Here is a 24,361-nt window from a genome sequence, read left to right as displayed (position 1 = left end):
GCTCCGGGTTGCCTTCTTGGGCGGGCTGGGGGGGGGGCCCCCGGCGCTATTGGGGGTGTTGTGGGGGGGGGGGGGGGGCGGGGGCGGGGGGGGGCGGGGGGGGGCCCCCCCCCCCCCCGGGGGGGGGGCCCCCCTTCCGTGCGTCCGCGTCCTACGGCCTGCGGGCCGACGTGACCCGGTAGACGTCGTAGACGCCCTCCACACCCCGTACGGCCTTCAGGACGTGGCCCAGGTGCTTGGGGTCGCCCATCTCGAAGGTGAAGCGGGAGGTGGCCACGCGGTCGCGGGAGGTCTGTACGGCCGCCGACAGGATGTTGACGTGCTGGTCGGACAGGACGCGGGTGACGTCGGAGAGCAGCCTGGAACGGTCCAGCGCCTCGACCTGGATGGCCACGAGGAAGACCGACGACTGGGTGGGTGCCCATGCGACGTCGAGGATCCGCTCCGGCTGCTGCGAGAGCGAGTCGACGTTGACGCAGTCCGCGCGGTGTACGGAGACCCCGCTGCCCCGGGTCACGAACCCGATGATCGGGTCGCCGGGCACGGGCGTGCAGCAGCGGGCCAGCTTGACCCACACGTCCTCGACACCCTTGACGACGACACCCGGGTCCGCCTTCGCCCGGCGCTTGTTCCGGCCGTGCGAGGGCGGCGAGCTCTCCGCCAGGTCCTCGTTGGCCGCGTCCTCGCCGCCGAGCGCCTGGACGAGCTTCTGGACGACGCCGGCCGCGGTGACATGGCCCTCGCCGATCGCCGCGTACAGCGACGAGATGTCGGGATAGCGCATCTCGTGGGCGAGGGTGACCAGGGAGTCGCCGGTCAGGATCCGCTGGATCGGCAGGTTCTGCTTGCGCATGGCCCGCGCGATGGCGTCCTTGCCCTGTTCGATCGCCTCGTCGCGCCGCTCCTTGGAGAACCAGGCACGGATCTTGTTGCGGGCCCGGGGCGACTTGACGAACTGCAGCCAGTCCCGGGAGGGCCCGGCTCCGGCCGCCTTGGAGGTGAACACCTCCACGAGGTCGCCGTTGTCGAGCGTCGACTCCAGCGGTACGAGCCGTCCGTTGACCCGTGCCCCTATGGTCCGGTGGCCGACCTCCGTGTGGACGGCGTAGGCGAAGTCGACCGGCGTGGCCCCGGCGGGCAGCGCTATGACGTCGCCCTTCGGCGTGAAGACGAAGACCTCGTTGCGTGACAGATCGAAGCGCAGCGACTCCAGGAACTCGCTGGGGTCCTCGGTCTCCTTCTGCCAGTCCAGGAGCTGGCGCAGCCACGCCATGTCGTTGACCGTGTCCTGACCCCGGCCGCCGGTGTTCCTGGGCACGTCGGTGCGCACCTTGGAGGCGCCCGCCACGGCATCCTGCTTGTACTTCCAGTGCGCCGCGATGCCGTACTCGGCGCGGCGGTGCATGTCGAACGTACGGATCTGCAGCTCGACGGGCTTGCCGCTGGGGCCGATCACCGTGGTGTGCAGCGACTGGTACATGTTGAACTTGGGCATCGCGATGTAGTCCTTGAACCGCCCGGGCACCGGATTCCACCGGGCGTGGACGGTGCCGAGCGCCGCGTAGCAGTCGCGGACCGTGTCGACAAGTACCCGAATTCCCACCAGGTCGTAGATCTCGGCGAAGTCCCGGCCCCGCACGATCATCTTCTGGTAGACGCTGTAGTAGTGCTTGGGCCTCCCGGTGACGGTGGCCTTGATGCGGGCGGCGCGCAGGTCGGACTGGACCTCGTCGGTCACTATGGCGAGGTACTCGTCGCGCTTGGGTGCGCGCTCGGCGACGAGGCGGACGATCTCGTCGTACATCTTGGGGTAGAGGATCGCGAAGGCCAGGTCCTCCAGCTCCCACTTGATGGTGTTCATGCCCAGGCGGTGGGCGAGCGGCGCGTAGATCTCCAGGGTTTCGCGGGCCTTCTTCTCCTGCTTCTCCCGCTTGAGGTAGCGCATGGTGCGCATGTTGTGCAGCCGGTCGGCCAGCTTGATGACCAGGACCCGGGGGTCCTTGGCCATGGCGACGACCATCTTGCGCACGGTCTCCGCCTGGGCGGCCTCGCCGAACTTGACCTTGTCGAGCTTGGTGACGCCGTCGACCAGCAGCGCGACCTGGTCGCCGAAGTCCTTGCGCAGCGTGTCCAGGCCGTACTCGGTGTCCTCGACCGTGTCGTGCAGCAGGCCGGCCATCAGCGTCGCCGGGTCCATGCCGAGCTCGGCGAGGATCGTGGTGACGGCGAGCGGATGGGTGATGTAGGGGTCGCCGCTCTTGCGCTTCTGCCCGCGGTGCCAGCGTTCGGCCACCTGGTAGGCGCGCTCGATCTGGCGCAGGGTCGCGGACTCGATCTTGGGGTCGTTGCCGCGGACGGTACGCAGGAGGGGTTCGAGGACCGGGTTGTACGGGCTGGAGCGCTGGACGCCGAGGCGGGCGAGGCGGGCCCGGACCCGGTTGGAGGAACCGCCTGAGCGCACGGGCGGCGCGGGAGCCGGGGGCTTCGGGGCGGGCGGCTTCGGAGGCGCGGCCGCCGGCACCGCGGGCTGGGCGGCGGGTGCGGGTGCCGCGGGCTGCACGGCGGGGTCGGGTGCCGGAGGCTTCGGTGTAGCGCCGCCGGAGGTGGGGGCCGCCGGTGCGGGCCCCGGCTCGGTGGGTGAAGCCTGCTCGGCTGAACCGGTTGCCGCCCCACGGCTCCGGTCCCGGCCGTCCGAGGGTTCGCGCGCCCCGGCATCGCCCGCCGGGGCGGGCTGCGCCTTCGCGGGCGTGGCGGGGGCCGTCGCGGGCTTGTCGGGCTGCGCGGCGGCGACTGGACGGACCTCGTCTGGCAAGAGCGCTCCTCGTGCGGATCCGGGCTCCCCGGAAATCCCATGGTATCGACCCCCCGGCCGGTCCTCGCCCGGGGAGGCGGAACCCTCACAACGCGGACGGGCACCCGGGTGTTCCCGGGTGCCCGTCCTGTGCGGTGCTGTGCCGGCGCCCTGGGGCGCACGGCTCGGAGCCTGTCGGGTGACCTCTGACCGAGCGGCCGCGCCCTGGCACGCACGCTTCCCGCGTTGCCGGAAGGCCCACGTAGCTCCACTACGTCGGCCTTCCGGCGCCTTGGAATCGCATGCACCGGACCGCGTCCGCTTTTCGATCCCAGGTCACCCGTCAGGCTCTCAGAGCGTGATCAGTGCCTCGACCGGGGCGCCCCGCAGCCCCGCCCCGAGCCTGGCCCGGCCGCCGAGGAAGCCGAGTTCCATGAGGACGGACACCCCCGCCACCTGGGCGCCGGCCTGCCGGATCAGCTCCAGCGAGGCCTCCGCGGTGCCGCCGGTGGCCAGGACGTCGTCGATGACCATGATCCGGTCGTCGACGGACAGGTCCTCGGCGTGGACCTCGATCTCCGCCGTGCCGTACTCGAGCTCGTAGGTCCGCGCGAGCGTCGCCCCGGGCAGCTTCCCGGCCTTGCGGACGGGTACGAAGCCGAGCCCGGCCCGGACGGCGACCGGAGCCGCCAGGATGAACCCGCGTGCCTCCAGGCCCACGATCTTGGTGGCCCCGTGGCGCACGCAGAGCTCCGCGAGGTGATCGGTGAGCGCGGTGAAGGCGACGGGGTCCGCGAGGAGCGGGGTGATGTCCTTGAACAGCACTCCCGGCTTCGGGTAGTCCGGCACGTCACGGATCCGGCTGAGCAGCAGATCCCGGATCGGCGCCGCTGTGCTGGTCATCGGCGGTTCCCCGGGGTCCGGCCGTGGCCGCCGTGCTGGCGGCGCTGACCGATGACGGCCCCCGCGGTCTCGGCCTCCGGGCCGAGGTCCTGCGCCCGGTCGTCACCGTCGTCCTCGGGTGACTCGCCCTTGGCGGAGGCGGCGGCCCGCTTGGCGAGGATCCGCTTCTTCAGGGCCTTCATCTGCGGCTCGCGTTCCTTGAGGTCGGCGACCAGCGGCGTGGCGATGAAGATCGAGGAGTACGCACCGGCGGCGAGGCCGACGAAGAGCGACAGCGAGATGTCGTTCAGCATGCCGGCGCCGAGGACACCGCCCCCGATGAACAGCAGACCGGCGACGGGCAGCAGCGCGACGACGGTGGTGTTGATGGAGCGCACCAGCGTGCCGTTGATGGAGCGGTTGGCGATCTCGCTGTAGGTCCAGCGGGTCTGCTTGGTGATCCCCTTCGTGCCCTCCTTGAGGCTGTCGAAGACGACGACCGTGTCGTAGAGGGAGTAACCGAGGATGGTCAGCAGACCGATCACGGTGCCCGGGGTGACCTCGAAGCCGACCAGGGCGTAGACGCCGACCGTGATGGTGATGTCGTGGATCAGTGCCACGAGGGCCGCGATGGCCATCCGCCACTCGAAGGCGATGGCGAGGTAGACCACCACGAGGACCATGAAGATGCCGAGGCCGGTCCAGGCCTTGTTGGCGATCTGCTCACCCCAGCTGGGGCCGACGAGGTCCGCGTTGATCTTCGACTCGGGGATGCCGAGGTCGTCGGAGAGCTGCGTCTTGATCTGGTCGGCCTTGGCCGTGTCGACCTCGGTGATCTGGATCCGGAGGCCGCCGTTGCCGAGCTCCTGGACGATCGCCTCGTGGCCGGAGGCCGCCACCGCGTCCTCGTGGGCCTGGCTGACCGAGACCTTCGCCTTGCTGTCGGTCGTGAAGACCGCGCCGCCCTTGAACTCGATCCCCATGTTGAGGCCGCTGACGGCCAGGCCGACGATGGCCGTGATGGTGATCAGGATCGAGACGCCGTACCAGATCTTGCGCTTGCCGATGAAGTCGTAGCCGACCTCGCCTCGGTAGAGCCGGGCGCCGAGATTGCCGAGTCGCGACATCTCACGCCTCCTTCGGGTGGTCGGTGCGGGCGTTGACACGGCGTGTGCGGCGCAGCGGCGGCTTGGCGCCCAGCCGCTTGGGGTCCAGACCGGACCACGCGTTGCCGCCGGCGAAGAACTTCGTGCGGGCCATGAGCGTCATGACCGGCTTGGTGAAGAGGAACACCACGACGACGTCGAGGAGGGTCGTGAGACCCAGCGTGAACGCGAAGCCCTGGACCTTGCCGACCGTGACGAGGAAGAGCACCGCGGCGGCGAGGAACGACACGAAGTCGGAGACGAGGATGGTGCGCCGGGCCCGGGGCCAGGCGCGCTCGACGGCCGGACGGAGCGTACGGCCTTCGCGGATCTCGTCGCGGATGCGTTCGAAGTAGACGATGAACGAGTCCGCCGTGATACCGATCGCCACGATGGCACCGCAGACGGCGGGGAGGTTCAGTGCGAAGCCGATGGCCGGGCCGAGCAGCGCCATGATCGTGTAGGTCAGGATGCCGGAGGCCAGGAGGCTGAGGAGCGCGATGAACGCCAGGCCGCGGTAGTAGGCCACCAGGTAGATGACGACCAGGGCCAGCCCGATGGCACCGGCGATGAGGCCGGCCTCGAGCTGCTCGCCGCCGAGGGCGGCGGTGACGGTGGTGACCGTGTCCTCGCTGAAGGACAGCGGGAGCGCGCCGTAGGACAGGACGTTGGCCAGGTCCTCGGCCGACTGCTGGGTGAAGCTGCCGGAGATCTCGGCGCTGCCGCTGAGCGTCTCGTTCACCTGGGGCGCCGAGACGACCTCGCCGTCGAGGGAGATCGCGAACTGGTTCTGCGGCGACTGCTGGGCGGAGAGCTTCTTGGTGATCGTCTGGAACTTCTTGGAGCCCTTGTCGGTGAACTCCATCGAGACGAGCCAGATGCCGCGCTGCTGGTCGAACTGCGCCTTGGCGTCGTTGACGTCCGTACCGGAGACCTCGGCCGGGCCCAAGAGGTACTTGGCGTCGCCCTCGGAACTGCACGCGACCGTGGGGTCCTCGGGCTTGACGTTGTCGCCGGCCTTGGCGCGGGCCGCGGCGTTGCCGCAGTCCAGCTCGGTGAACTTCTTCTGCAGGGCCGCGGTGGCCGGGTCGGGCTTCTCGGTCCCGGCCGGGGTCTCGCTGGGCTTGCCACTGCCGGAGGCGGTCGGTGTCGCGTCCTGCTTCAGGGCGCCGGTGACGGCGCGGCCCTGGGTGGTGGCGGTCGCCGAGGGCGTGCCCTTGCCGCCGGACGCGGTCTCCGGGTCGCTCGCCTTCGCACTGGGCGTGGCGTTCGGCTTCCCGGAACCGCTCTCGGACGGGCTCGCCGAACCGGTGGGCGTCGGCGAGCCCCCGGCGACGGTGAGCACGGGGCGGAAGTAGAGCTGGGCGGTCGTACCGACCTGTTCCCGGGCCTGCTTCGAATTCGTCCCCTTGGGGATGTTGACGATGATGTTCGACTTGCCCTGGGTCTGAACCTCGGCCTCGGAGACACCCAGACCATTGACACGGCGTTCGATGATGCTGACCGCGGTGTTCATGTTGGTCTCGTTGATCGCGTCCGGCTTGCCCGGCTGGCTCTTCGCCTTGAGCGTGATCGAGGTGCCGCCCGCCAGGTCGATACCAAGCCGGGGCGTGGTGTGACCGGACAGGAACATCCCGCCGGTGAGCGCGACCATGGCGATGAGGATCAGAGCCAGGGCACGGCCCGGCTTGCCCTGTCCACCGGTTGATCCCCGGCCCTTCTTCGGTGCTGCCACCTTTTCGTTTCTCCCTGTCCAACCGCCCCGCGCCGGGTACGCGCCCGAGCGGCCACTGAGTGATGTGGGGACCCGCCCCCGCAGAAGGCCCCACGGCCCGCGGGACGCCGGACACCCGCAGGTGTCCGGCGTCCCGGAATCGTGGAGCTACTTCGCGTCGCCCTCGCCGTCGGCCTTGGCGTCCTTGAGCTCGGAGTCCTCGTCGGAGTCCTTCGGCCCGGCGGTGGCGCCGTCGGCCTTCTTGGTCAGGTCCGCCTTCGCGCCGGTCGCCTCGTCCTCCGTGTCCGCCTGTCCGGCGGTGAGCGAGGAGGCGTCGTCCGGAACGACGGCGCCGTCGACCTTCAGGTCGTCGTCGTCACCGTGGACGATGCGGTTGTACTCCGCGTCGTCCAGGACGGCGCCGATGGCGTTCTTCGCGTAGACGGCGTGGACGCCGGGCGCGACCTCGAGGAGGACCGTGTCGTCCAGGATCTCCTTGACGGTGGCGTACATGCCCCCGATCGTCCGGACGCCGGTACCGGGCTGCATGTCGTTGCGCATCTGCGCAGCCGCCTGCTGCTTCTTCTTGGCGGACCGGGTCATCAGGAACATGGCCCCGATGAGCACGATGAAGGGGAGGAGGGTCACGAGACTCACGGGACGGACTTCCTTCGCACGACCGCGCTGCGAGGCGGCCTTGTCTACGGGGGTGGGTACACCGACCCTGTACGGGCGGCATCGGCGGAGTCTAAGCGAGTCCGCATCATTGGAACAACGCCCAGCATGGCACCGTGGTTCCCCCCTGCGGAAACCTGTGACGCATCACGCCCCGAACAGGCCCTGTTGTCCCTTTGCGCCGTGCTGCGGCGGTACGAGTCCGAGGTGGGCCCATGCGGCGGGTGTGGCGACCCGGCCGCGCGGGGTCCTGGCGAGCAGCCCCTCGCGTACGAGGAAGGGCTCGGCGACCTCCTCGACCGTCTCGCGCTCCTCCCCCACCGCGACCGCGAGGGTGGACAGCCCGACGGGCCCGCCGCCGAAGAGTTTCAGCAGGACGCCGAGCACGGCGCGGTCCAGCCGGTCGAGGCCGCGGGCGTCGACCTCGTAGACCCGCAGGGCGGCGGCGGCGATGTCGCGGTCGATCCGCCCCTCGGCCTTGACCTGGGCGTAGTCCCGGACGCGGCGCAGCAGCCGGTTGGCGATGCGGGGCGTGCCGCGGGAGCGTCCGGCGATCTCCGCGGCCCCCGCCGTGTCTATGGCTACGTCCAGGAGGCCGGCGGAGCGGTGGATGACGCGCTCCAGTTCCGTCGGCTCGTAGAACTCCATGTGGCCGGTGAAGCCGAAGCGGTCGCGCAGGGGCGGCGGCAGGAGTCCTGCCCGGGTGGTGGCGCCGACGAGGGTGAAGGGCGGCAGCTCGAGCGGGATGGCCGTGGCGCCGGGGCCCTTGCCGACGATGACGTCGACGCGGAAGTCCTCCATCGCCATGTAGAGCATCTCCTCCGCGGGCCTGGACATGCGGTGGATCTCGTCGAGGAAGAGGACCTCGCCCTCCTGGAGGGAGGAGAGGATCGCCGCGAGGTCGCCGGCGTGCTGGATGGCGGGGCCGGAGGTGATCCGGATCGGGGCGTTCATCTCGGCTGCGATGATCATGGAGAGGGTGGTCTTGCCGAGACCGGGGGCGCCGGAGAGCAGCACGTGGTCGGCCGTGGCACCGCGGGCCCGGGCGGCCTTGAGGACCAGATCGAGCTGTTCGCGCACCTTCTCCTGGCCGACGAACTCGTCGAGATCCTTCGGGCGCAGAGCGGCCTCGACCGCGGTGTCCTCGCCGTCCGCTCCGGCGGCGACCAGCCGGTCCTCCGGCCGCTCGTCCGTCATCTCGCCGGTGTCGGGCCCGGTCTCGTCCCAGTTCATCGTCAGTTCCGCCTCGGGTGGTTCGGTGCCGGGCCGTGCGGTGTCCCGGCCGGCCTGCGGGGCGTCGGCGCCCCTGCGGTCAGCGTGCGCGGTTGAGCGTCTGCAGGGCGGCCCGCAGCAGCTGGGGCACAGGGGCCTGGCCGCCCCCGGCGATCGCTGCCTCGGCCTGCGGAGCCACGGCCGTCACGGCGTCGTCGGCCTCGCGGGCGGCGTAGCCCAGGCCGATCAGGGCGGCCTGCAGCTGGTCGCGCCAGGAGGAGCTGACGGCGGTGCCCGCACCCTGCCGTCCGACGGGTGCCCCGACCGGCTCGCCGAGCCGGTCCTTCAGCTCCAGCAGGAGCTTCTGGGCGCCCTTCTTCCCGATCCCGGACACGGCGGTGAGCGCCTTCTCGTCGCCGGTGGCGACGGCGGTGCGCAGGGCGTCCGGGCTGTGGGTGGCGAGCATGGCCTGGGCGAGCCGCGGGCCGACGCCGCTGGCGGTCTGGAGAAGTTCGAAGACCTGCCGTTCGTCGTCGTCGGCGAAGCCGTACAGCGTGAGGGAGTCCTCCCGGACGACGAGGGAGGTGGCCAGCCTGGCCTCCTGGCCGATGCGCAGGCCGGCGAGCGTGCCGGGCGCGCACTGGACGGCCATGCCGATGCCGCCGACCTCGACCACGGCTGTCGAGGGGGTGAGGGCGGCCACCGGGCCGGAGACGAAGGCGATCATGCGGTACGGCCTTTCAGCGTGCGGTGGGCGGCGACGGCCTGCTGCAGTCGGTTCTGCGCGGGTGCGCGCCAGATGTGGCAGATGGCGAGGGCGAGCGCGTCGGCGGCGTCGGCGGGCTTGGGAGGCGCGTCGAGCCGCAGCAGCCTGGTCACCATGGCCCCGACCTGCGCCTTGTCCGCGCGGCCCGATCCCGTGACGGCGGCCTTGACCTCGCTGGGGGTGTGCAGGGCCACGGGGATGCCCCGGCGGGACGCGCACAGCATGGCGACGGCGCTGGCCTGGGCGGTGCCCATCACCGTACGGACGTTGTGCTGGCTGAACACGCGCTCCACGGCCACGAACTGGGGACGGTACTCGTCGAGCCACTGCTCGATGCCCTGTTCGATGGCGACCAGCCGGTGGCCGAGCTCCGCGTCCGCCGGGGTGCGCACCACGCCGACGCCGGCCATCGTCAGCGGCCGGCCGGCGACCCCGTCGACCACCCCGACACCGCACCGGGTCAGCCCCGGGTCCACGCCCAGCACCCGCATGAAGGAGCCCCCTCCGCCGCTCGGTCATCTGTTCCCGCAGGCTATCGGCTGCCACTGACAGGACGACGGGCCGACGGGGTGTGTCCCGTCGGCCCGTGGCAGGGTGGCCGCCGCCCTCAGCGCCTGCCGGGCGACCTCTGACCGAGCGGTCACCCGACAGGCTCTCAGGCGTCGACCTTCTCCATGACCTCGTCGGAGACGTCGAAGTTGGCGAAGACGTTCTGCACGTCGTCGCTGTCCTCCAGCGCGTCGATCAGCTTGAAGATCTTGCGCGCGCCCTCTTCGTCGAGCTCGACCTGCATGGTCGGGACGAAGTTGGCCTCGGCCGAGTCGTAGTCGATGCCGGCCTCCTGCAGCGCGGTGCGGACCGCGACCATGTCGGTGGCCTCGCTGAGCACCTCGAAGGTGTCGCCGAGGTCGTTGACCTCCTCGGCGCCCGCGTCGAGCACCGCTCCGAGCACGTCGTCCTCGGACAGCTCACCCTTGGGGACGATCACGACGCCCTTGCGGTTGAACAGGTACGAGACCGAGCCCGGGTCCGCCATGGAGCCGCCGTTGCGGGTCATGGCGACACGGACGTCGGACGCGGCACGGTTGCGGTTGTCGGTGAGGCACTCGATGAGCACCGCGACGCCGTTCGGGCCGTAGCCCTCGTACATGATCGTCTCGTAGTCGGCGCCACCGGCCTCGAGGCCGGCGCCGCGCTTGACCGCCGAGTCGATGTTCTTGTTCGGGACCGAGCTCTTCTTGGCCTTCTGAATGGCGTCGAAAAGGGTCGGGTTACCGGACACGTCGGCGCCGCCCGTGCGGGCCGCGACCTCGATGTTCTTGATCATCTTCGCGAAGAGCTTGCCGCGCTTGGCGTCGATCACGGCCTTCTTGTGCTTCGTCGTAGCCCATTTAGAGTGGCCGGACATCTGCCTTCTCCTTCGCGTCACCAAAATCGATCCGAACCCGAGAGATCCTACCGGGATCGGATCAGCCCACGGCGCGCACCATGTCGGTGAAGAAGGCGTGCACGCGGTGGTCCCCGGTCAGTTCCGGGTGGAACGACGTCGCCAGGACGTTTGCCTGGCGTACGGCCACGATATGGCCGCCGTGCACCGCGAGGACCTCCGCCCGGGCGCCGACGGACTCCACCCAGGGCGCCCGGATGAAGACGCCCTCGACGGGTCCGCCGGGTACGCCGTCGACGTCGACGGCCGCCTCGAAGGACTCGTTCTGCCGCCCGAAGGCGTTACGCCGCACGATCATGTCGATGCCGCCGACGGTCTCCTGGCCCGAACGCGGGTCCAGGATCTTGTCGGCGAGCAGGATCATCCCCGCACAGGTGCCGTAGACCGGCAGGCCGGCGGCGACCCTCTCGCGCAGCGGTTCCATCATGCCGAAGAGGACGGCCAGCTTGGACATCGTGGTGGACTCGCCGCCGGGTATGACCAGTCCGTCGACCTCGGCGAGCTCCTCGGGACGCCGGACCGGCCTGGCCAGGGCGTCCGCCGAGGCCAGGGCGATCAGATGTTCCCGTACGTCGCCCTGGAGCGCCAGGACGCCGATGACAGGGGTGTCGGTCATCGGTGCTTACCAGCCGCGGTTGGCGTAGCGCTCGGCCTCGGGCAGCGTGTCGCAGTTGATGCCGACCATGGCCTCACCGAGGTTGCGCGAGGCGTCCGCGATGATCTTCGGGTCGTCGTAGAAGGTGGTGGCCTTGACGATGGCGGCGGCGCGCTTGGCGGGGTCGCCGGACTTGAAGATGCCGGACCCCACGAAGACGCCCTCGGCGCCGAGCTGGCGCATCAGGGCCGCGTCCGCCGGCGTGGCGACGCCACCGGCCGAGAACAGGACGACGGGCAGCTTGCCCAGCTCGGCGACCTCCTTGACCAGCTCGTAGGGGGCACGGAGGTCCTTGGCCGCGGCGTACAGCTCGTTGTTGTCGTAGCCGCGCAGCCGGGCGATCTCGTTCTTGATCTGGCGCAGGTGGCGGACCGCCTCGACGACGTTGCCGGTGCCGGCCTCGCCCTTCGAGCGGATCATCGCGGCACCCTCGGCGATGCGGCGCAGCGCCTCGCCCAGGTTGGTGGCACCGCAGACGAACGGCGTGGTGAAGGCGAACTTGTCGCTGTGGTTGACCTCGTCGGCCGGGGTGAGGACCTCGGACTCGTCGATGTAGTCGACACCGAGCGACTGCAGTACCTGGGCCTCGACGAAGTGGCCGATGCGGGACTTGGCCATGACGGGGATGGAGACGGCCTCGATGATCTCCTCGATCATGTTGGGGTCGGACATCCGGGCCACGCCGCCGTCCTTGCGGATGTCGGCCGGGACCCGCTCCAGGGCCATGACGGCCACGGCGCCCGCGTCCTCGGCGATCTTCGCCTGCTCGGCGTTGACGACGTCCATGATCACGCCGCCCTTGAGCTGCTCGGCCATTCCGCGCTTGACGCGGGCGGTGCCGGTGGCCGGGGTCTCGGGGGACTGCGGGGTACGGGGAAGCGTGGACACGGATCGACCTCACTGGGGATGAAAGGGCTGACTGCTGCTCTGAGCAAACGCCCCGCGACCAGTCCACTGCAAGGGCCAATGGGCACCCCGTGGACCGTTTTCGCCCGATGCGGTCCTCTCCCTGCGCCGAGCCCGCTGCGGCCCTCCACGCGCCGAGCGTGCCTCAGGTGCCGGGCCGGTCCGCGAGGGCGACCGGCGGCTCGTCGTCCATCTCGAACGCCAGCGGGAAGGGCGCGTGCCCGGCGAGCCGGAAGAGCCGCACCGTGCGGTGGGTACGCAGGGCCCGGGCGGCCCGCACCGCGTCGTTGTGGAAGCGCCGTGCCATGGGTACGCGGCGCACGGCGGCGGCCAGCTCCCGCGCGGCCTCCTGCCCGCCGGGGACCTCCTTCACCGCCTCGACCTGCACCGTCTCGCCGAACACGGCCCGCAGGGCGGCGCTCAGCTCGCTCTCGGCGACCTCGCGCTGCTCCTCCTCGGCCTGCCGGGCCGCGTGCGCCGACTCGTACAGCACGATCGACGCCGCGGGGTCCAGGACACCGGAGGTGGCCAGTTCCTGGGTGACCGAGGCCCGGCGCAGCAACTGGGCGTCCAGGGCCGCGCGGGCCGCGTCCATACGGGAGTGAAGCCGGTCGAGCCGCCCGGCGGTCCAGCTGAGGTACAGGCCGACCGCGAAGAGCGCGACGGCGATCCAGATGAGGGTTTCGATCACGGCCCGAGGCTACCGGCGGTGTCCGGGGCGGTCGCACGGCCCCACCCGGCCCGCCGCCGGAGCCCCTCAGTCCCGGGCGGCCAGCCCGAACCGTGCGCGCAGTCCCGTGCGCTCGTCCGTGTCCACGGCCGCCGCCCCGTCCGTCACCGTCTCGTACACCGCGAGGATGTCCGCCCCCACGGTCGACCAGTCGAAGCGGCGTACGTGCGCGCTGCCGCGCTCCCGCAGCCCCGCCCGCCGCTCCGGGTCGGCGAGCAGCCGGATCGCCGCCGAGGCCAGCGCCTGCGCGTCCTCGTTGGCGAAGAGGTCTCCGGCGGCACCCTGGCCGAGCACCTGCGCGAACGCGTCCAGGTCGCTGGCGAGGACGGGCGCGCCCGCCGACAGCGCCTCGACCAGGATGATGCCGAAGCTCTCGCCACCGGTGTTCGGCGCGACGTACACGTCGACGCTGCGCAGCAGCCGTGCCTTGTCCTCGTCGCTCACCATGCCCAGGAACTCGACCCGTCCGCGTATCGCCTCCGGGAGCGAGGCGACCGCCTCCTCCTCGTCACCGCGGCCCGCGACGAGCAGCCGGGTCTCCGGGCGGGCGGCGAGGATCGCGGGGAGCGCCTTCATCAGGACGGGCAGCCCCTTGCGCGGTTCGTCGATGCGCCCGATGAACCCGAGCGTGCCGCCCTGCCACTCGGCCTTCGGTTCGGCCCGGGCGAAGAAGCCGACGTCCACCCCGTTGGGGATGACCACGGCGTCCCCGCCGAGGTGCTCGACCAGGGTGCGGCGCGCGTACTCGCTGACCGCGATGCGCGCACTGATCTTCTCCAGGGCCGGCTGGAGGATCGGGTAGGCCGCGATCATGGCCCGGGAGCGTGGGTTGGAGGTGTGGAAGGTGGCGACGATCGGCCCCTGCGCCGCCCAGCAGGTGAGCAGTCCCAGCGACGGCGAGGTCGGCTCGTGGATGTGGATGACGTCGAAGGTGCCGTCGTGCAGCCAGCGCCGTACCCGTGCAGCGGACAGGAAGCCGAAGTTCAGGCGGGCCACGGAGCCGTTGTACGGGACGGGCACGGCACGGCCCGCCGACACGACGAACGGGGGCAGGGGCGTCTCGTCGTCGGCGGGGGCCAGCACGGAGACGTGGTGGCCCTGGCGGATCAGGTGGTCGGCCAGGTCGCGGATGTGGAACTGCACGCCGCCCGGGACGTCCCAGGAGTACGGGCAGACGATGCCGATCTTCACGAGGTCCCTTCCCGGGGTTCCAGATCGGAGAGCCAGAGCCGCTGCAGCATGTGCCAGTCCTCCGGATGCTCGGCGATCCCGGTGGCGAAGGCGTCGGCCAGCGCCTGTGTCATGGAGGACGTCTTCTCGGCGCGGGTGCCCGTCTCCGGCTCGGCGACCGGCGGATGGACGCGGGCCTGCATCACGGGCGTGCCGTCGTACCAGAGGGTGACGGGCAGCAGCAGCGCCCCGGTCTGCTGGGCCAGCAGGGCCGGTCCCGCGGGCATCCGCGCGGTGTCGCCGAAGAAGCTGACCTCGACGCCGGAGGCCGACAGGTCGCGGTCGGCGACCAGGCAGACCAGCCCGCCGGAGCGCAGCCGCCGCGCCAGGGTGCCGAAGGCGGCTCCGCCGCTGTGCGGCAGCACCTCCATGCCGAGGCCCTGGCGGTAGGCCACGAACCGGTCGTAGAGGCTCTCCGGGTCGAGCCGCTCGGCGACGGTCGTGAACGGCACCTTGAGGTCCGTGGTGACCCAGGCGCCCGCCAGGTCCCAGTTGCCCAGGTGCGGCAGCGCGAGGACGACCCCGCGCCCGGCGTCCAGCCCCTCCGTGAGCCGGTGGGCGTCGCGGACGTGGATGCTGTCCTTGATCCGCCGGTCGCTCCAGGTGGGCAGCCGGAAGGACTCCATCCAGTAGCGCATGTACGAGCGCATGCCCGCCCTGGACAGTTCGGCCAGGCGGGCCGCGTCCGCTCCGGGCACCACCCGGGCGAGGTTGGACTCCAGGCGCAGGACGGACTTCCCCCGCCGCTTCCACACCTGGTCGGCCAGGGTGCGGAAGAGCGCGGCGGCCACCGGCTCGGGGAGCTTCTTGACGGCGCCCCAGCCGAGCCCGTAGAGCCCGTCGGTCAGCCGCCCCTTCAGGTCGGGTCCCGTGCCGCTCACCGCGCGGCCTCGCTCCCCTGCTCCGGGGTTCCGCTCCTGGCCGCGGCGTCGGCCTCGGCCGACTCCCTGCGCACGGTCACCACCCGCTGGACCAGGGTGACCAGGCTGCCCGCGGCGACGATCCACAGCGCGATCGGCAGCAGTACCTGGATGCCCGGTACGCCGAAGGCGTGGAGCCCGGCGAGCCCGGCCGCGACCAGGGAGATCACCAGCCGCTCGGCGCGTTCCACCAGTCCGTTCACCGCGACCGGCAGGCCGATCGACTCGCCGCGTGCCTTCGTGTACGAGACCACCTGGCCGCTGGCCAGACAGAAGATCGCGACCGCGCACAGCGTGTTGTCGTCACCGCTGCCCGCGTACCAGAGCGCGAACCCGGCGAAGATCGCCCCGTCCGCGACCCGGTCCAGCGTCGAGTCGAGGAACGCGCCCCACCGGCTGGAGATCCCCGCCTGGCGGGCCATGTTGCCGTCGACGAGGTCCGAGAAGACGAAGGCGGTGATGACGATGGTGCCCCAGAAGAACTCCCCCATCGGGAAGAAGACCAGTGCACCCGCCATCACTCCGGCCGTGCCGACGAGCGTGACCGCGTCGGGGCTGACCCCGAGGCGGAGCAGCAGAGCGGCGAACGGTGTGAGGACACGCGTGAAAAATGCACGCGCGTACTTGTTCAGCATGGCCTTCCCGAGGTTCGGCGGGCCGTGCGGCCCCTTCGGCCACCGGCGGGCCCATCGTAGTCACGAGCCGGGCCGGCCCACGGCGGGGCACCCCGTCCCGGCGGATCTCCCGGCCTCCGGGGACCCGCCGGGCCCCGGCCCGTATGGACGCGGCACGGAGTCGGTGGAAAGCTCGAAGTACCGCGGGCGTCGCCGAAGCCGCCGGGACGGCTCCCCTCGCCCGTGCGGCTTCTCCCCCCTCCGCGACGGTGCCCTCCGCACCGCGCCACCCACCGGGAGGCACGCATCATGGGCGACAGGACACACACGCACACCGGAGCCGCCGGCAGGGCGGTGACGGCCGACGGGCCCGCGTCCGTACGGAACGTGGCGCTGGTCGGCCACAGCGGCTCCGGCAAGACCACCCTCGTCGAAGCACTCGCGCTGACGGCCGGAGCGCTCAACCGGGCGGGCCGGGTCGAGGACGGGGCGACCGTCTCGGACCACGACGACATCGAGCGGCGCCGCCACCGCTCCGTGCAGCTCTCGCTCGTCCCCGTCGCATGGGACGGCTACAAGATCAATCTGCTGGACACCCCGGGTTACGCGGACTTCGTCGGGGAACTCAGGGCCGGTCTGCGGGCGGCGGACGCGGCCCTCTTCGTCGTGTCGGCGGCGCAGGAGGCCGACGCCGTGGCGGCCACCGCCCGCGCCGTCTGGGAGGAGTGCGCGGCCGTGGGCATGCCACGCGCCATCGTCGTCACCCACCTGGACACCGCGCGCACGTCGTTCGACGAGATGACCCGGGTCTGCGGCCGGATCTTCGGCGGCGAGGACCCCGACGCCGTGCTCCCGCTCTACCTGCCCGTACAGGGGCCGGAGGGCCCGGACGGGCACGCCCCGCTCACCGGGCTCACCGGACTGCTCACCCGGCAGGTCCTCGACTACTCCTGCGGGGAGCGCCGCGAGACGGCCCCCGACGGGGACCGGCGCGAGCCGCTCTCTCAGGCCCGCGACCGGCTGATCGAGGGGATCATCGCCGAGAGCGAGGACGAGACCCTGATGGACCGCTACCTCGGTGGCGGGACCGTCGACGTCGCAACACTCGTGGACGACCTGGAACGTGCCGTCGCACGCGGCTCCTTCCACCCCGTCCTCACGGCCGCCCCGGCCGCCGACGGGGCCCGTCAGGGCGTCGGCACGGTCGAGCTGCTGGAGCTGATCACCCGGGGCTTCCCCTCCCCCCTGGAGCGGACCCCGCCCGCCGTCACCACCCCCGGCGGTTCCCCGCGCCCCGCCCCGGTCTGCGACCCCGGAGGGCCATTGGTCGCCGAGGTCGTGCAGACGTCGTCCGACCCCTACGTCGGGCGGGTCTCCCTCGTCCGCGTCTTCTCCGGCACGCTGCGCCCCGACGACCCCGTCCACGTGTGCGGCCACGGCCTCACCGACCCGGGGCACGGGACGCGCGCCCGCCACGACTCCGATGTGCGCGCCGGCGCGCTCCTCGCCCCCTTCGGCCGGCAGCAGCACCCTCTGGACCACTGTGCGGCCGGTGACCTGGCGTGCGTGTCGAAGCTCGGGGAGGCGGAGACCGGGGACACCCTGTCGGACCCCGGCGACCCCCTGCTGGTGGAACCGTGGACGACGCCGGACCCCTTGCTGCCGCTTGCCGTGCGCGCGCACGGCAAGGCGGACGAGGACAAGCTCTCCCAGGGGCTGGCCCGGCTGGTCGCCGAGGACCCCACCCTGCGGCTGGAGCAGAACGAGGACACGCATCAGGTGGTCCTGTGGTGCATGGGGGAGGCACACGCGGAGGTGGCACTGGAGCGCCTGCGCAGCCGGTACGGCGTGCAGGTGGACGCCGTGCCCCACCGGGTCCCCCTGCGGGAGACCTTCGCCTCCCGGACCGTCGGCCGCGGCCGACACGTCAAGCAGTCCGGCGGCCACGGCCAGTACGCCGTCTGCGAGATCGAGGTGGAGCCGCTGCCACCCGGTACGGGTGTCGAATTCGTGGACAAGGTGGTCGGCGGTTCGGTGCCCCGGCAGTTCGTCCCCTCCGTCGAGAAGGGCGTGCGCGCCCAGGCGGCCCGCGGGCTGGCGACGGGCCACCCGCTCGTCGACGTGCGCGTCACGCTGCTCGACGGCAAGTCGCACGCCGTGGACTCCTCCGACGCCGCCTTCCAGACGGCGGGCGCGCTGGCTCTGCGCGAGGCGGCGGTCGGCACCCGGATCCGGCTCCTCGAACCCGTCGCGGACGTACGGGTACTGGTCCCCGACGACTACGTGGGGGCGGTCATGAGCGACTTCGCGGGACGGCGGGGCCGGGTGGTCGGCACCGAACAGGCGCCCGGGGAACGCACCCTCGTACGCGCCGAGGTACCGGAGATGGAGATCGGCAGGTACGCCGTCGACCTGCGCTCACTGACGCACGGCACCGGCCGGTTCGACCGGGCGTACGCCCGGCACGAGGCCATGCCCGCACCCCTCGCCGAACGCCTGCGCGAAACGCGGGAGAACACCGCCGGCTGACCGGATATGGTGCCTGCCGCCCGCATCCGGTCAGGTCCGCGGGCGGCGGCACGTTCCGGACGCTACGCTGTGGGCCCAGCTCAGAAGGTGTGCGACGTACCGTAGTTGGGAAGGGCCGCAGGAGCAGACCGTGCGGCGAGTGGGGGCGGCAGTGGCCAACGACGGATTCGATTTCTCTCCCGGAGCTCAGATCCCGCTCCAGGGCTCGGCCGGGCAGGCGGTGGCGACCAACGCCCTCGCCTCCGCCGCGTACCGTGACAGCGATGTGACGGAGATCCTCAAGGCCAACAGCGAGTGGCACAAGTCCGAGGTGAAGACGGGCGATTCCAAGCTCTTCAAGTCCGACTACTTCAAGCCGAATCTGGGCGAGGCCTTCTCACGGGCCGTTCAGGAGCGCATGCTCGGCGGCGCCCGCAAGGCACTCATCCAGTCCTTCGGCACCGACCCCCAGACCGTCGTCGAGCACTGCCTGTCCGCGACCCGGCTGCGCAAGGCACGTGACACCCGGCTGACCCTGGTCACCGCCGTCTTCGGCTTCGCCTTCCTCCCCGGGCTGCTCTTCTGGGTCCTCGCGTTCAGGCTGCGCGACTCGCTCAACAAGTCCAAGGACAAGGCGTTCCAGGCGCTCGGCGGCATCCTGCTCCTCGTGCTCGGCGCCGCCGCCGCCGTGGCCCTCATCGCCATGCCCCTCACCGGCTTCCTCGCCCTCTACCTCCGCCTCATGGCGATCGCCCCCCTCATCGGCTGGGTGCTCGCCAAGCGCATCGCCGAGGCCTCGGCCAAGGACATGCGGGCCCGCTGGGAGGGGCTGCTGTCCGGCGCCGCCGTGAGCGCCAAGATCCCCGAGGCCGTACCGAAGAACCCCAGCGAGACCGCCCGCGAGGCGCTGCGCCAGGGCCTGGAGAAGCTCTCCGCGGAGCAGCAGTCCAACGCCGTGTTCTACGCGGGACCCAAGGGCATCCTCGGCATGGGCACCCGCTGGGGCAGCTGGCAGCTCGCCGAGGAACTCACCCCCGCGGACCCGGCCAAGGAGATCCACCAGTTCCGCAGCTGGGACGTCGTCCGGGCCATCCACGACCAGCTGAAGATGCTCGAACGCGGCCCCCTGAACACCGGCGGCTTCCCCACCCCGTCGGTCAAGCACTGGATCGTCTCCCCCATCGGCGAGAACGCCGACTCCGTCACCCGCCCCGAGGGCGAGGACGTCGCCACCTTCCAGATCAAACCCCACGAGATACAGCGCATCTGCAACCACCAGCAGTTCGGCAGCGGCGACCGGCACTACCTCGGCGTCCAGTTCACCCTCTGGGACGGCCAGTTGGTGATCACCATGCTGATCACCGTCACCGTGCTCCACGAGACCCTGCGCATCGAGGTCACGGGCCACGCCCTGGGCCCCGTCCACTCGCTGTTCCTCACCAAGCCGGCCGCCGAGACGAAGACCGTCAAGAAGGCCGTCCGGTTCTGGGAGACCCGGACCATCACCCTGCCCCTCGTCAAGGCGAACGAGGTCGTCAGGCTCGCCCTGCGCGCGCCCTTCACCTGGTATCCGCCGCTGCTGGACTACCTCGGCGGCAAGATCGTCCTGCCGGAGCCCTTCGGACTGCGCCACGCCTGGGCCGCCAAGCCCTGGGGCCACCGCTTCATGGCCGACGACGCCATGCGGGCGGCCACCCCCGTCCTGCGCGTCGTGCACTCGGCGGCGATGCGGGTCCTCAAGGAGCACGGCGTCGACACCGAACGCTTCGACAACCGCTCCATGGTCCTCAGCGGCGCGATCCAGGACCCCGCGCCGAAGAAGGCCGACGTCTACGACGCGTGACACGCCTGCGGGGGTGTTCCCGGCCGGAACACCCCCGTCCCACCTGACCGCGTCCGGCGACCCGCGGCGCGAGCCGCTCAGTCCGCCGGCGCCTCGGTGGGCCACACCCCGGCCAGCATCGTCCGGGTGTCGCCGAGCAACTGCGGCAGCACCTTGGTGTTCCCCACGACCGGCATGAAGTTCGTGTCCCCGCCCCAGCGCGGAACGACGTGCTGGTGCAGATGGGCGGCGATACCCGCGCCGGCCGCCGCACCCTGGTTGAGCCCGATGTTGAACCCGTGCGCCCCCGAGGCCGCCCGCAGCGCGACCATGGCCCGCTTGGTGAAGTCCGCCAGCTCGGCCGTCTCCGGCAGGGTCAGCTCCGTGTAGTCGGCGACGTGCCGGTACGGCACCACCATCAGGTGACCACCGTTGTACGGGTACAGGTTCAGGACGGCGTAGACCCGCTCGCCCCGCGCGACGATCAGCCCGTCCTCGTCCGACTTCGACGGGATCACGCAGAAAGGACAGCCGTCCCCCGACCCCGGTCCGCTGGGCTTGTTCTCGCCCTGGATGTACGCCATACGGTGAGGCGTCCACAGGCGCTGGAACGCGTCGGGCGACCCCACTCCGATCTGCTGCTCCGGCTCACTCGTCATGCCGGCCAGCATATTGCGTCACTCCCGCCGCGCGTGTCGCCGGGGGCGACCCGGCCGGCCCACGGCGATGCTGGCGCCATGAGCGACCGCCCCACCGCCCCCGTCCCGCCCCGGCTCGCGGAGTGGGAGCGCCGCACGGAGATGCCGCTCCTCGTCGCGTCCGTCGTCTATCTCGCCGGCTACACGATCCACGTCCTGATGCCTCTTTCGACCCGGCCGTGGCACGACGCCGCCCTCATCCTGGTGGCCGTCGCCTGGCTCCTGTTCGTCGTGGACTACAGCGCCCGGCTCCACCTCAGCGGCCAAGGGCCGCGCTTCGCCCGCACCCACTGGCTGGACACCCTCACCCTCCTCCTGCCGCCGCTGCGCCCGCTGCGGGTGGTCCAGCTCTACACCCGTTTCCAGCTGCGCCGGAAGGAGCCCCGGCTCAGCCTGCACGCCCGGGTGATGGCCTACGCGGGCACATCCGCGCTCCTGCTGGGCTACACCGCCTCGCTGGCCGTGTACCAGCAGGAGCGCGGCGCCCCGGACTCCACGATCCGTACGTTCGGCGACTCCGTCTGGTGGGCCTGCGCGACGCTGACGACCGTGGGATACGGCGACGCGGTTCCGGTGACGGCGCTGGGCCGGGTTATCGCGGCGGGGCTGATGGCGTGTGGGCTGGCGCTGCTGGGGGCGGTGACGGGATCGTTCTCGTCGTGGCTGGTGCAGCTGTTCTCCCGGCAGGACGAGAAGGGGCCCCCGGGGAGCGGGTAGCTCCCCAGGGGCCTCACCGGCCTCATGGCGCGGGCATCACACCTGTACGCGGCGCTCCACCACGTCGACGAGCTTGGCGATCGCTTCGTCACGGGCGATGCCGTTCTCCTGCGACCCGTCGCGGTAGCGGAAGGACACGGTGCCCGCGTTCATGTCGTCGTCGCCGACGATGATCATGAAGGGGACCTTGGCCTTCTGGTGGTTGCGGATCTTCTTCTGCATCCGGTCCGAGGAGGCGTCCACCTCGACCCGCAGCCCCTTCCTGCGCGCCTCGGCGGCGAACTCCTGGAGGTAGGGGATGTGGGTGTCGCCGATCGGGATGCCGACCGCCTGGACCGGGGCCAGCCAGACCGGGAACGCGCCCGCGTAGTGCTCCAGCAGCACCGCGAAGAAGCGCTCGATGGAGCCGAACAGCGCGCGGTGGATCATGACCGGGCGCTGCTTGGTGCCGTCCGGGCCGGTGTACTCGAGGTCGAAGCGCTCGGGCAGGTTGAAGTCGAGCTGCACGGTCGACATCTGCCAGGTGCGGCCGATCGCGTCCTTGCACTGCACCGAGATCTTCGGGCCGTAGAAGGCGGCGCCGCCCGGGTCCGGGACCAGCGGCAGGCCCTGCTTCTCGGCGACCTGGCGCAGCGTCTCGGTGGCCTCGTCCCAGGCCTCGTCCGAGCCGACGAACTTCTCCGGGTCCTTGGTGGACAGCTCCAGGTAGAAGTCGGTCAGACCGTAGTCGCGGAGCAGGTTCAGGACGAAGGTGAGCGTCCGGTCCAGCTCCTCGGCCATCTGCTCCCGGGTGCAGTAGATGTGCGCGTCGTCCTGCGTGAAACCGCGCGAGCGGGTCAGGCCGTGCACGACTCCCGACTTCTCGTACCGGTACACCGTGCCGAACTCGAAGAGGCGCAGCGGCAGTTCGCGGTAGGAACGGCCGCGCGCGTCGAAGATCAGGTTGTGCATCGGGCAGTTCATCGGCTTGAGGTAGTAGTCCACCCCGTCGTCGAGCTGCATGGGCGGGTACATGCCGTCGGCGTACCAGTCCAGGTGGCCGGACTTCTCGAAGAGCTTGCCCTTGGTGGCGTGGGGGCTGTAGACGAACTCGTAGCCCTCCTCCTCGTGACGGCGCCGGGAGTAGTCCTCCATGGCCCGGCGGATGACGCCGCCCTTGGGGTGGAAGACGGCGAGGCCGGGGCCGATCTCGTCGGGGAAGGAGAAGAGGTCCAGCTCGTTGCCGAGCTTGCGGTGGTCGCGCTTGGCGGCCTCCTCCAGGAACGTGAGGTGCGCCTTGAGCTCGTCCTTGGTGGGCCAGGCGGTGCCGTAGATGCGCTGGAGCATCGGGTTCTTCTCGCTGCCCCGCCAGTACGCCGCCGCGTTCCGCATCAGCTTGAACGCGGGGATGAACCGGGTGGTGGGCAGGTGCGGGCCCCGGCAGAGGTCCTTCCAGCAGAGCTCGCCGGTCTTGGCGTCCAGGTTGTCGTAGATGGTCAGCTCGCCGCCGCCCACCTCGACGTCCGCGCCGTCGCCCGCGCTCCCGACGGAGTCGGAGCCCTTGATGCCGATGAGCTCCAGCTTGTACGGCTCGCCGGCGAGCTCCTCACGGGCCGCCTCGTCCGTCACGACCCGGCGGGAGAACCTCTGGCCCCGCTTCTGGATCTCCTGCATCCGCTTCTCGATGGCCTTGAGGTCCTCGGGCGTGAACGGCTTCTCGACGTCGAAGTCGTAGTAGAAGCCGTCCTTGACCGGCGGGCCGATGCCCAGCTTGGCGTCAGGGTGCAGCTCCTGCACGGCCTGCGCCATCACGTGCGCGGTGGAGTGCCGCAGGATGTTCAGACCGTCCTCGGAGGAGATCTCGACGGGCTCGACGACCTCGCCGTCCTTGAGCTCGTACGCGAGGTCCCGGAGCTCGCCACCGACCCGGGCGGCGACGACGGTGCGCTGCCCGGGGAAGAGCTCGGCGGCCGTCGTGCCCGTCGTCACCACGTGCTCTTCCCGCTCGGAATCGCGTTGGATGATCACACGGACGTCTGACACCGGTCTCTCCTGACTGAGGGGGCGCGCCGCTTCGTCGTGCGTACGCTAGGCGAATCGTACCGAGCCGGGGCCTCCCGACGCCAAAAGGATTCCGGCCCCCGCCCCGTCCTACGCAGTCGGCCGGTGCGCGCGAGGGGTCGGAGGTACTCCGCGGGCCTGGAACGGCTCAGCCCTGCGGCCCCGTACGCGCTGCGGGCGGTCCGGCAACCCGGCGCGGGCGCGGGTGCGCGCACGTGGTTCCGCCTCCGGAGCTGCCGGCCGCCGCCTGACCTGAGGGGCGCGAAAGGGCCCGGGCACGCGAGAGCCGGTCCGTCGATGGTGCTGACGGACCGGCTCTTCCCGGGTGGGCGATACTGGTTTCGAACCAGTGACCTCTTCGGTGTGAACGAAGCGCTCTCCCACTGAGCTAATCGCCCGGGAACGGGTTGAACCATACAGGGCCCGGCGGCCCGGGTTCAAACCGCTTCGAGCCACGCCCGCAGTCCGCGGCGTCCCGCACGCATCATCAGCGTGTGGTTGACGCGGAAGAGGAGGCGTCCGGGCACGGCCAGCCGGCGCAGCAGCGCCTTGCGGACGTCGACCTCCTGCTCGTAGAGGACCCGGCTGCCGCCCTCGTGCGGGGCGACGGTCCAGCGGGCCCAGCCCTCCAGGTCGCCGCTCATCGTGGCTTCGAGGGTCCGCGACGCGGGGTCGCCGCGGTGCTGCCGGAGCGTCACGACGAGGTCGTAGGGGAGCGAGGAGCGGAAGCGCGCCGTGGCCGTGGTGTCGTCGATCCGGCCGATCCCGCGGACCTGCGGCCACCAGCGGGGGTAGTCCTCGGGGCGTTCGAGGACGGCGTACACGGTGTCGGGCGGGGCGGGGAGCTCCCAGACGCTCGTGAAGCGGTAGTGGTTCCAGTCCATGGCCC

Annotated in this window: 21 protein-coding genes and 1 tRNA gene; 3 read left to right on the top strand and 19 right to left on the bottom strand. The window is 71.3% G+C overall.

Features of this window, described 5'->3' with window-relative positions:
* Window positions 1–151: 151 nt before the first annotated feature.
* The 15 genes from ACH4VO_RS16130 to pgsA all read right to left on the bottom strand — a co-directional run bounded on the left by ACH4VO_RS16130 (window position 152) and on the right by pgsA (window position 15,708).
* Window positions 152–2,812, bottom strand: a complete 2,661-nt coding sequence (locus tag ACH4VO_RS16130) for a bifunctional (p)ppGpp synthetase/guanosine-3',5'-bis(diphosphate) 3'-pyrophosphohydrolase (protein ID WP_360985946.1) — start codon at window positions 2,810–2,812, stop codon at window positions 152–154.
* A 330-nt stretch (window positions 2,813–3,142) separates the two neighbouring features.
* Complete coding sequence (locus ACH4VO_RS16125; RefSeq protein ID WP_360985949.1) at window positions 3,143–3,694, bottom strand: adenine phosphoribosyltransferase; 552 nt, start codon at window positions 3,692–3,694, stop codon at window positions 3,143–3,145.
* Complete coding sequence (gene secF / locus ACH4VO_RS16120; protein ID WP_360985952.1) at window positions 3,691–4,800, bottom strand: protein translocase subunit SecF; 1,110 nt, start codon at window positions 4,798–4,800, stop codon at window positions 3,691–3,693. The genes ACH4VO_RS16125 and secF overlap by 4 nt, the downstream gene beginning before the upstream one ends.
* A gap of 1 nt (window position 4,801) precedes the next feature.
* The gene (gene secD / locus ACH4VO_RS16115) at window positions 4,802–6,553 is read right to left on the bottom strand and encodes a protein translocase subunit SecD (RefSeq protein ID WP_360985955.1); all 1,752 of its coding nucleotides are present in this window, start codon (window positions 6,551–6,553) and stop codon (window positions 4,802–4,804) included.
* A gap of 147 nt (window positions 6,554–6,700) precedes the next feature.
* On the bottom strand, window positions 6,701–7,189 hold the full coding sequence (gene yajC / locus ACH4VO_RS16110; protein WP_360985958.1) for a preprotein translocase subunit YajC: 489 nt from the start codon (window positions 7,187–7,189) through the stop codon (window positions 6,701–6,703).
* Window positions 7,190–7,354: 165 nt separating this feature from the next.
* Window positions 7,355–8,440, bottom strand: coding sequence for a Holliday junction branch migration DNA helicase RuvB (gene ruvB / locus ACH4VO_RS16105; protein WP_360985961.1), 1,086 nt, complete (start codon window positions 8,438–8,440; stop codon window positions 7,355–7,357).
* A gap of 79 nt (window positions 8,441–8,519) precedes the next feature.
* The gene (ruvA, locus tag ACH4VO_RS16100) at window positions 8,520–9,146 is read right to left on the bottom strand and encodes a Holliday junction branch migration protein RuvA (RefSeq protein WP_360985964.1); all 627 of its coding nucleotides are present in this window, start codon (window positions 9,144–9,146) and stop codon (window positions 8,520–8,522) included.
* Window positions 9,143–9,676 (bottom strand): crossover junction endodeoxyribonuclease RuvC, encoded by a 534-nt coding sequence (gene ruvC, locus ACH4VO_RS16095; protein WP_360985967.1) that lies wholly within the window; start codon window positions 9,674–9,676, stop codon window positions 9,143–9,145. Before ruvC ends, ruvA begins: the two co-directional genes overlap by 4 nt.
* 164 nt (window positions 9,677–9,840) lie before the next feature.
* The gene (locus ACH4VO_RS16090) at window positions 9,841–10,593 is read right to left on the bottom strand and encodes a YebC/PmpR family DNA-binding transcriptional regulator (protein ID WP_031084826.1); all 753 of its coding nucleotides are present in this window, start codon (window positions 10,591–10,593) and stop codon (window positions 9,841–9,843) included.
* Between the two features lie 61 nt (window positions 10,594–10,654).
* The gene (gene pdxT / locus ACH4VO_RS16085; protein ID WP_360985970.1) at window positions 10,655–11,248 is read right to left on the bottom strand and encodes a pyridoxal 5'-phosphate synthase glutaminase subunit PdxT; all 594 of its coding nucleotides are present in this window, start codon (window positions 11,246–11,248) and stop codon (window positions 10,655–10,657) included.
* A 6-nt stretch (window positions 11,249–11,254) separates the two neighbouring features.
* A complete protein-coding gene (gene pdxS, locus ACH4VO_RS16080) occupies window positions 11,255–12,175 on the bottom strand; it encodes a pyridoxal 5'-phosphate synthase lyase subunit PdxS (protein ID WP_360985973.1) in 921 nt (306 codons plus the stop codon).
* A gap of 163 nt (window positions 12,176–12,338) precedes the next feature.
* A complete protein-coding gene (locus ACH4VO_RS16075; RefSeq protein WP_360985976.1) occupies window positions 12,339–12,884 on the bottom strand; it encodes a hypothetical protein in 546 nt (181 codons plus the stop codon).
* 66 nt (window positions 12,885–12,950) lie between these two features.
* Window positions 12,951–14,114, bottom strand: a complete 1,164-nt coding sequence (locus tag ACH4VO_RS16070; RefSeq protein WP_360985979.1) for a glycosyltransferase family 4 protein — start codon at window positions 14,112–14,114, stop codon at window positions 12,951–12,953.
* Window positions 14,111–15,034 (bottom strand): phosphatidylinositol mannoside acyltransferase, encoded by a 924-nt coding sequence (locus tag ACH4VO_RS16065; protein WP_360985982.1) that lies wholly within the window; start codon window positions 15,032–15,034, stop codon window positions 14,111–14,113. The genes ACH4VO_RS16070 and ACH4VO_RS16065 overlap by 4 nt, the downstream gene beginning before the upstream one ends.
* Window positions 15,031–15,708 carry a phosphatidylinositol phosphate synthase gene (pgsA, locus tag ACH4VO_RS16060; RefSeq protein ID WP_360985985.1) on the bottom strand — a complete coding sequence of 226 codons (678 nt, stop codon included), beginning with the start codon at window positions 15,706–15,708 and terminating at the stop codon, window positions 15,031–15,033. Before pgsA ends, ACH4VO_RS16065 begins: the two co-directional genes overlap by 4 nt.
* A 288-nt stretch (window positions 15,709–15,996) precedes the next feature.
* On the opposite strand from pgsA, the gene ACH4VO_RS16055 reads away from it, so the two are divergent.
* The gene (locus ACH4VO_RS16055) at window positions 15,997–18,216 is read left to right on the top strand and encodes an elongation factor G-like protein EF-G2 (protein WP_360985988.1); all 2,220 of its coding nucleotides are present in this window, start codon (window positions 15,997–15,999) and stop codon (window positions 18,214–18,216) included.
* A gap of 151 nt (window positions 18,217–18,367) precedes the next feature.
* On the top strand, window positions 18,368–20,038 hold the full coding sequence (locus ACH4VO_RS16050) for a hypothetical protein (RefSeq protein ID WP_360986715.1): 1,671 nt from the start codon (window positions 18,368–18,370) through the stop codon (window positions 20,036–20,038).
* A 77-nt stretch (window positions 20,039–20,115) separates the two neighbouring features.
* Here the strand turns inward: ACH4VO_RS16050 and ACH4VO_RS16045 are convergent, their stop codons facing one another.
* Complete coding sequence (locus ACH4VO_RS16045; protein WP_360985991.1) at window positions 20,116–20,688, bottom strand: HIT domain-containing protein; 573 nt, start codon at window positions 20,686–20,688, stop codon at window positions 20,116–20,118.
* Window positions 20,689–20,754: 66 nt separating this feature from the next.
* Between ACH4VO_RS16045 and ACH4VO_RS16040 the strand changes: the two genes are divergently transcribed.
* Window positions 20,755–21,432, top strand: a complete 678-nt coding sequence (locus tag ACH4VO_RS16040; protein WP_360985994.1) for a potassium channel family protein — start codon at window positions 20,755–20,757, stop codon at window positions 21,430–21,432.
* Between the two features lie 36 nt (window positions 21,433–21,468).
* On the opposite strand, the gene thrS is transcribed toward ACH4VO_RS16040, so the two are convergent.
* The 3 genes from thrS to ACH4VO_RS16025 all read right to left on the bottom strand — a co-directional run bounded on the left by thrS (window position 21,469) and on the right by ACH4VO_RS16025 (window position 24,356).
* A complete protein-coding gene (thrS, locus tag ACH4VO_RS16035) occupies window positions 21,469–23,454 on the bottom strand; it encodes a threonine--tRNA ligase (RefSeq protein ID WP_360985997.1) in 1,986 nt (661 codons plus the stop codon).
* 344 nt (window positions 23,455–23,798) lie between these two features.
* Window positions 23,799–23,870, bottom strand: a tRNA-Val gene (locus tag ACH4VO_RS16030).
* A gap of 39 nt (window positions 23,871–23,909) precedes the next feature.
* On the bottom strand, window positions 23,910–24,356 hold the full coding sequence (locus tag ACH4VO_RS16025) for an SRPBCC family protein (RefSeq protein WP_360986000.1): 447 nt from the start codon (window positions 24,354–24,356) through the stop codon (window positions 23,910–23,912).
* Between the last annotated feature and the right edge of the window lie 5 nt (window positions 24,357–24,361).

It is taken from the genome of Streptomyces sp. NPDC020780 (assembly GCF_044334475.1).
GTDB lineage: Bacteria > Actinomycetota > Actinomycetes > Streptomycetales > Streptomycetaceae > Streptomyces.
The sequence above is the reverse complement of the archived record's forward strand: the minus strand, read 5'-3'. Positions and strand labels throughout refer to the sequence as shown.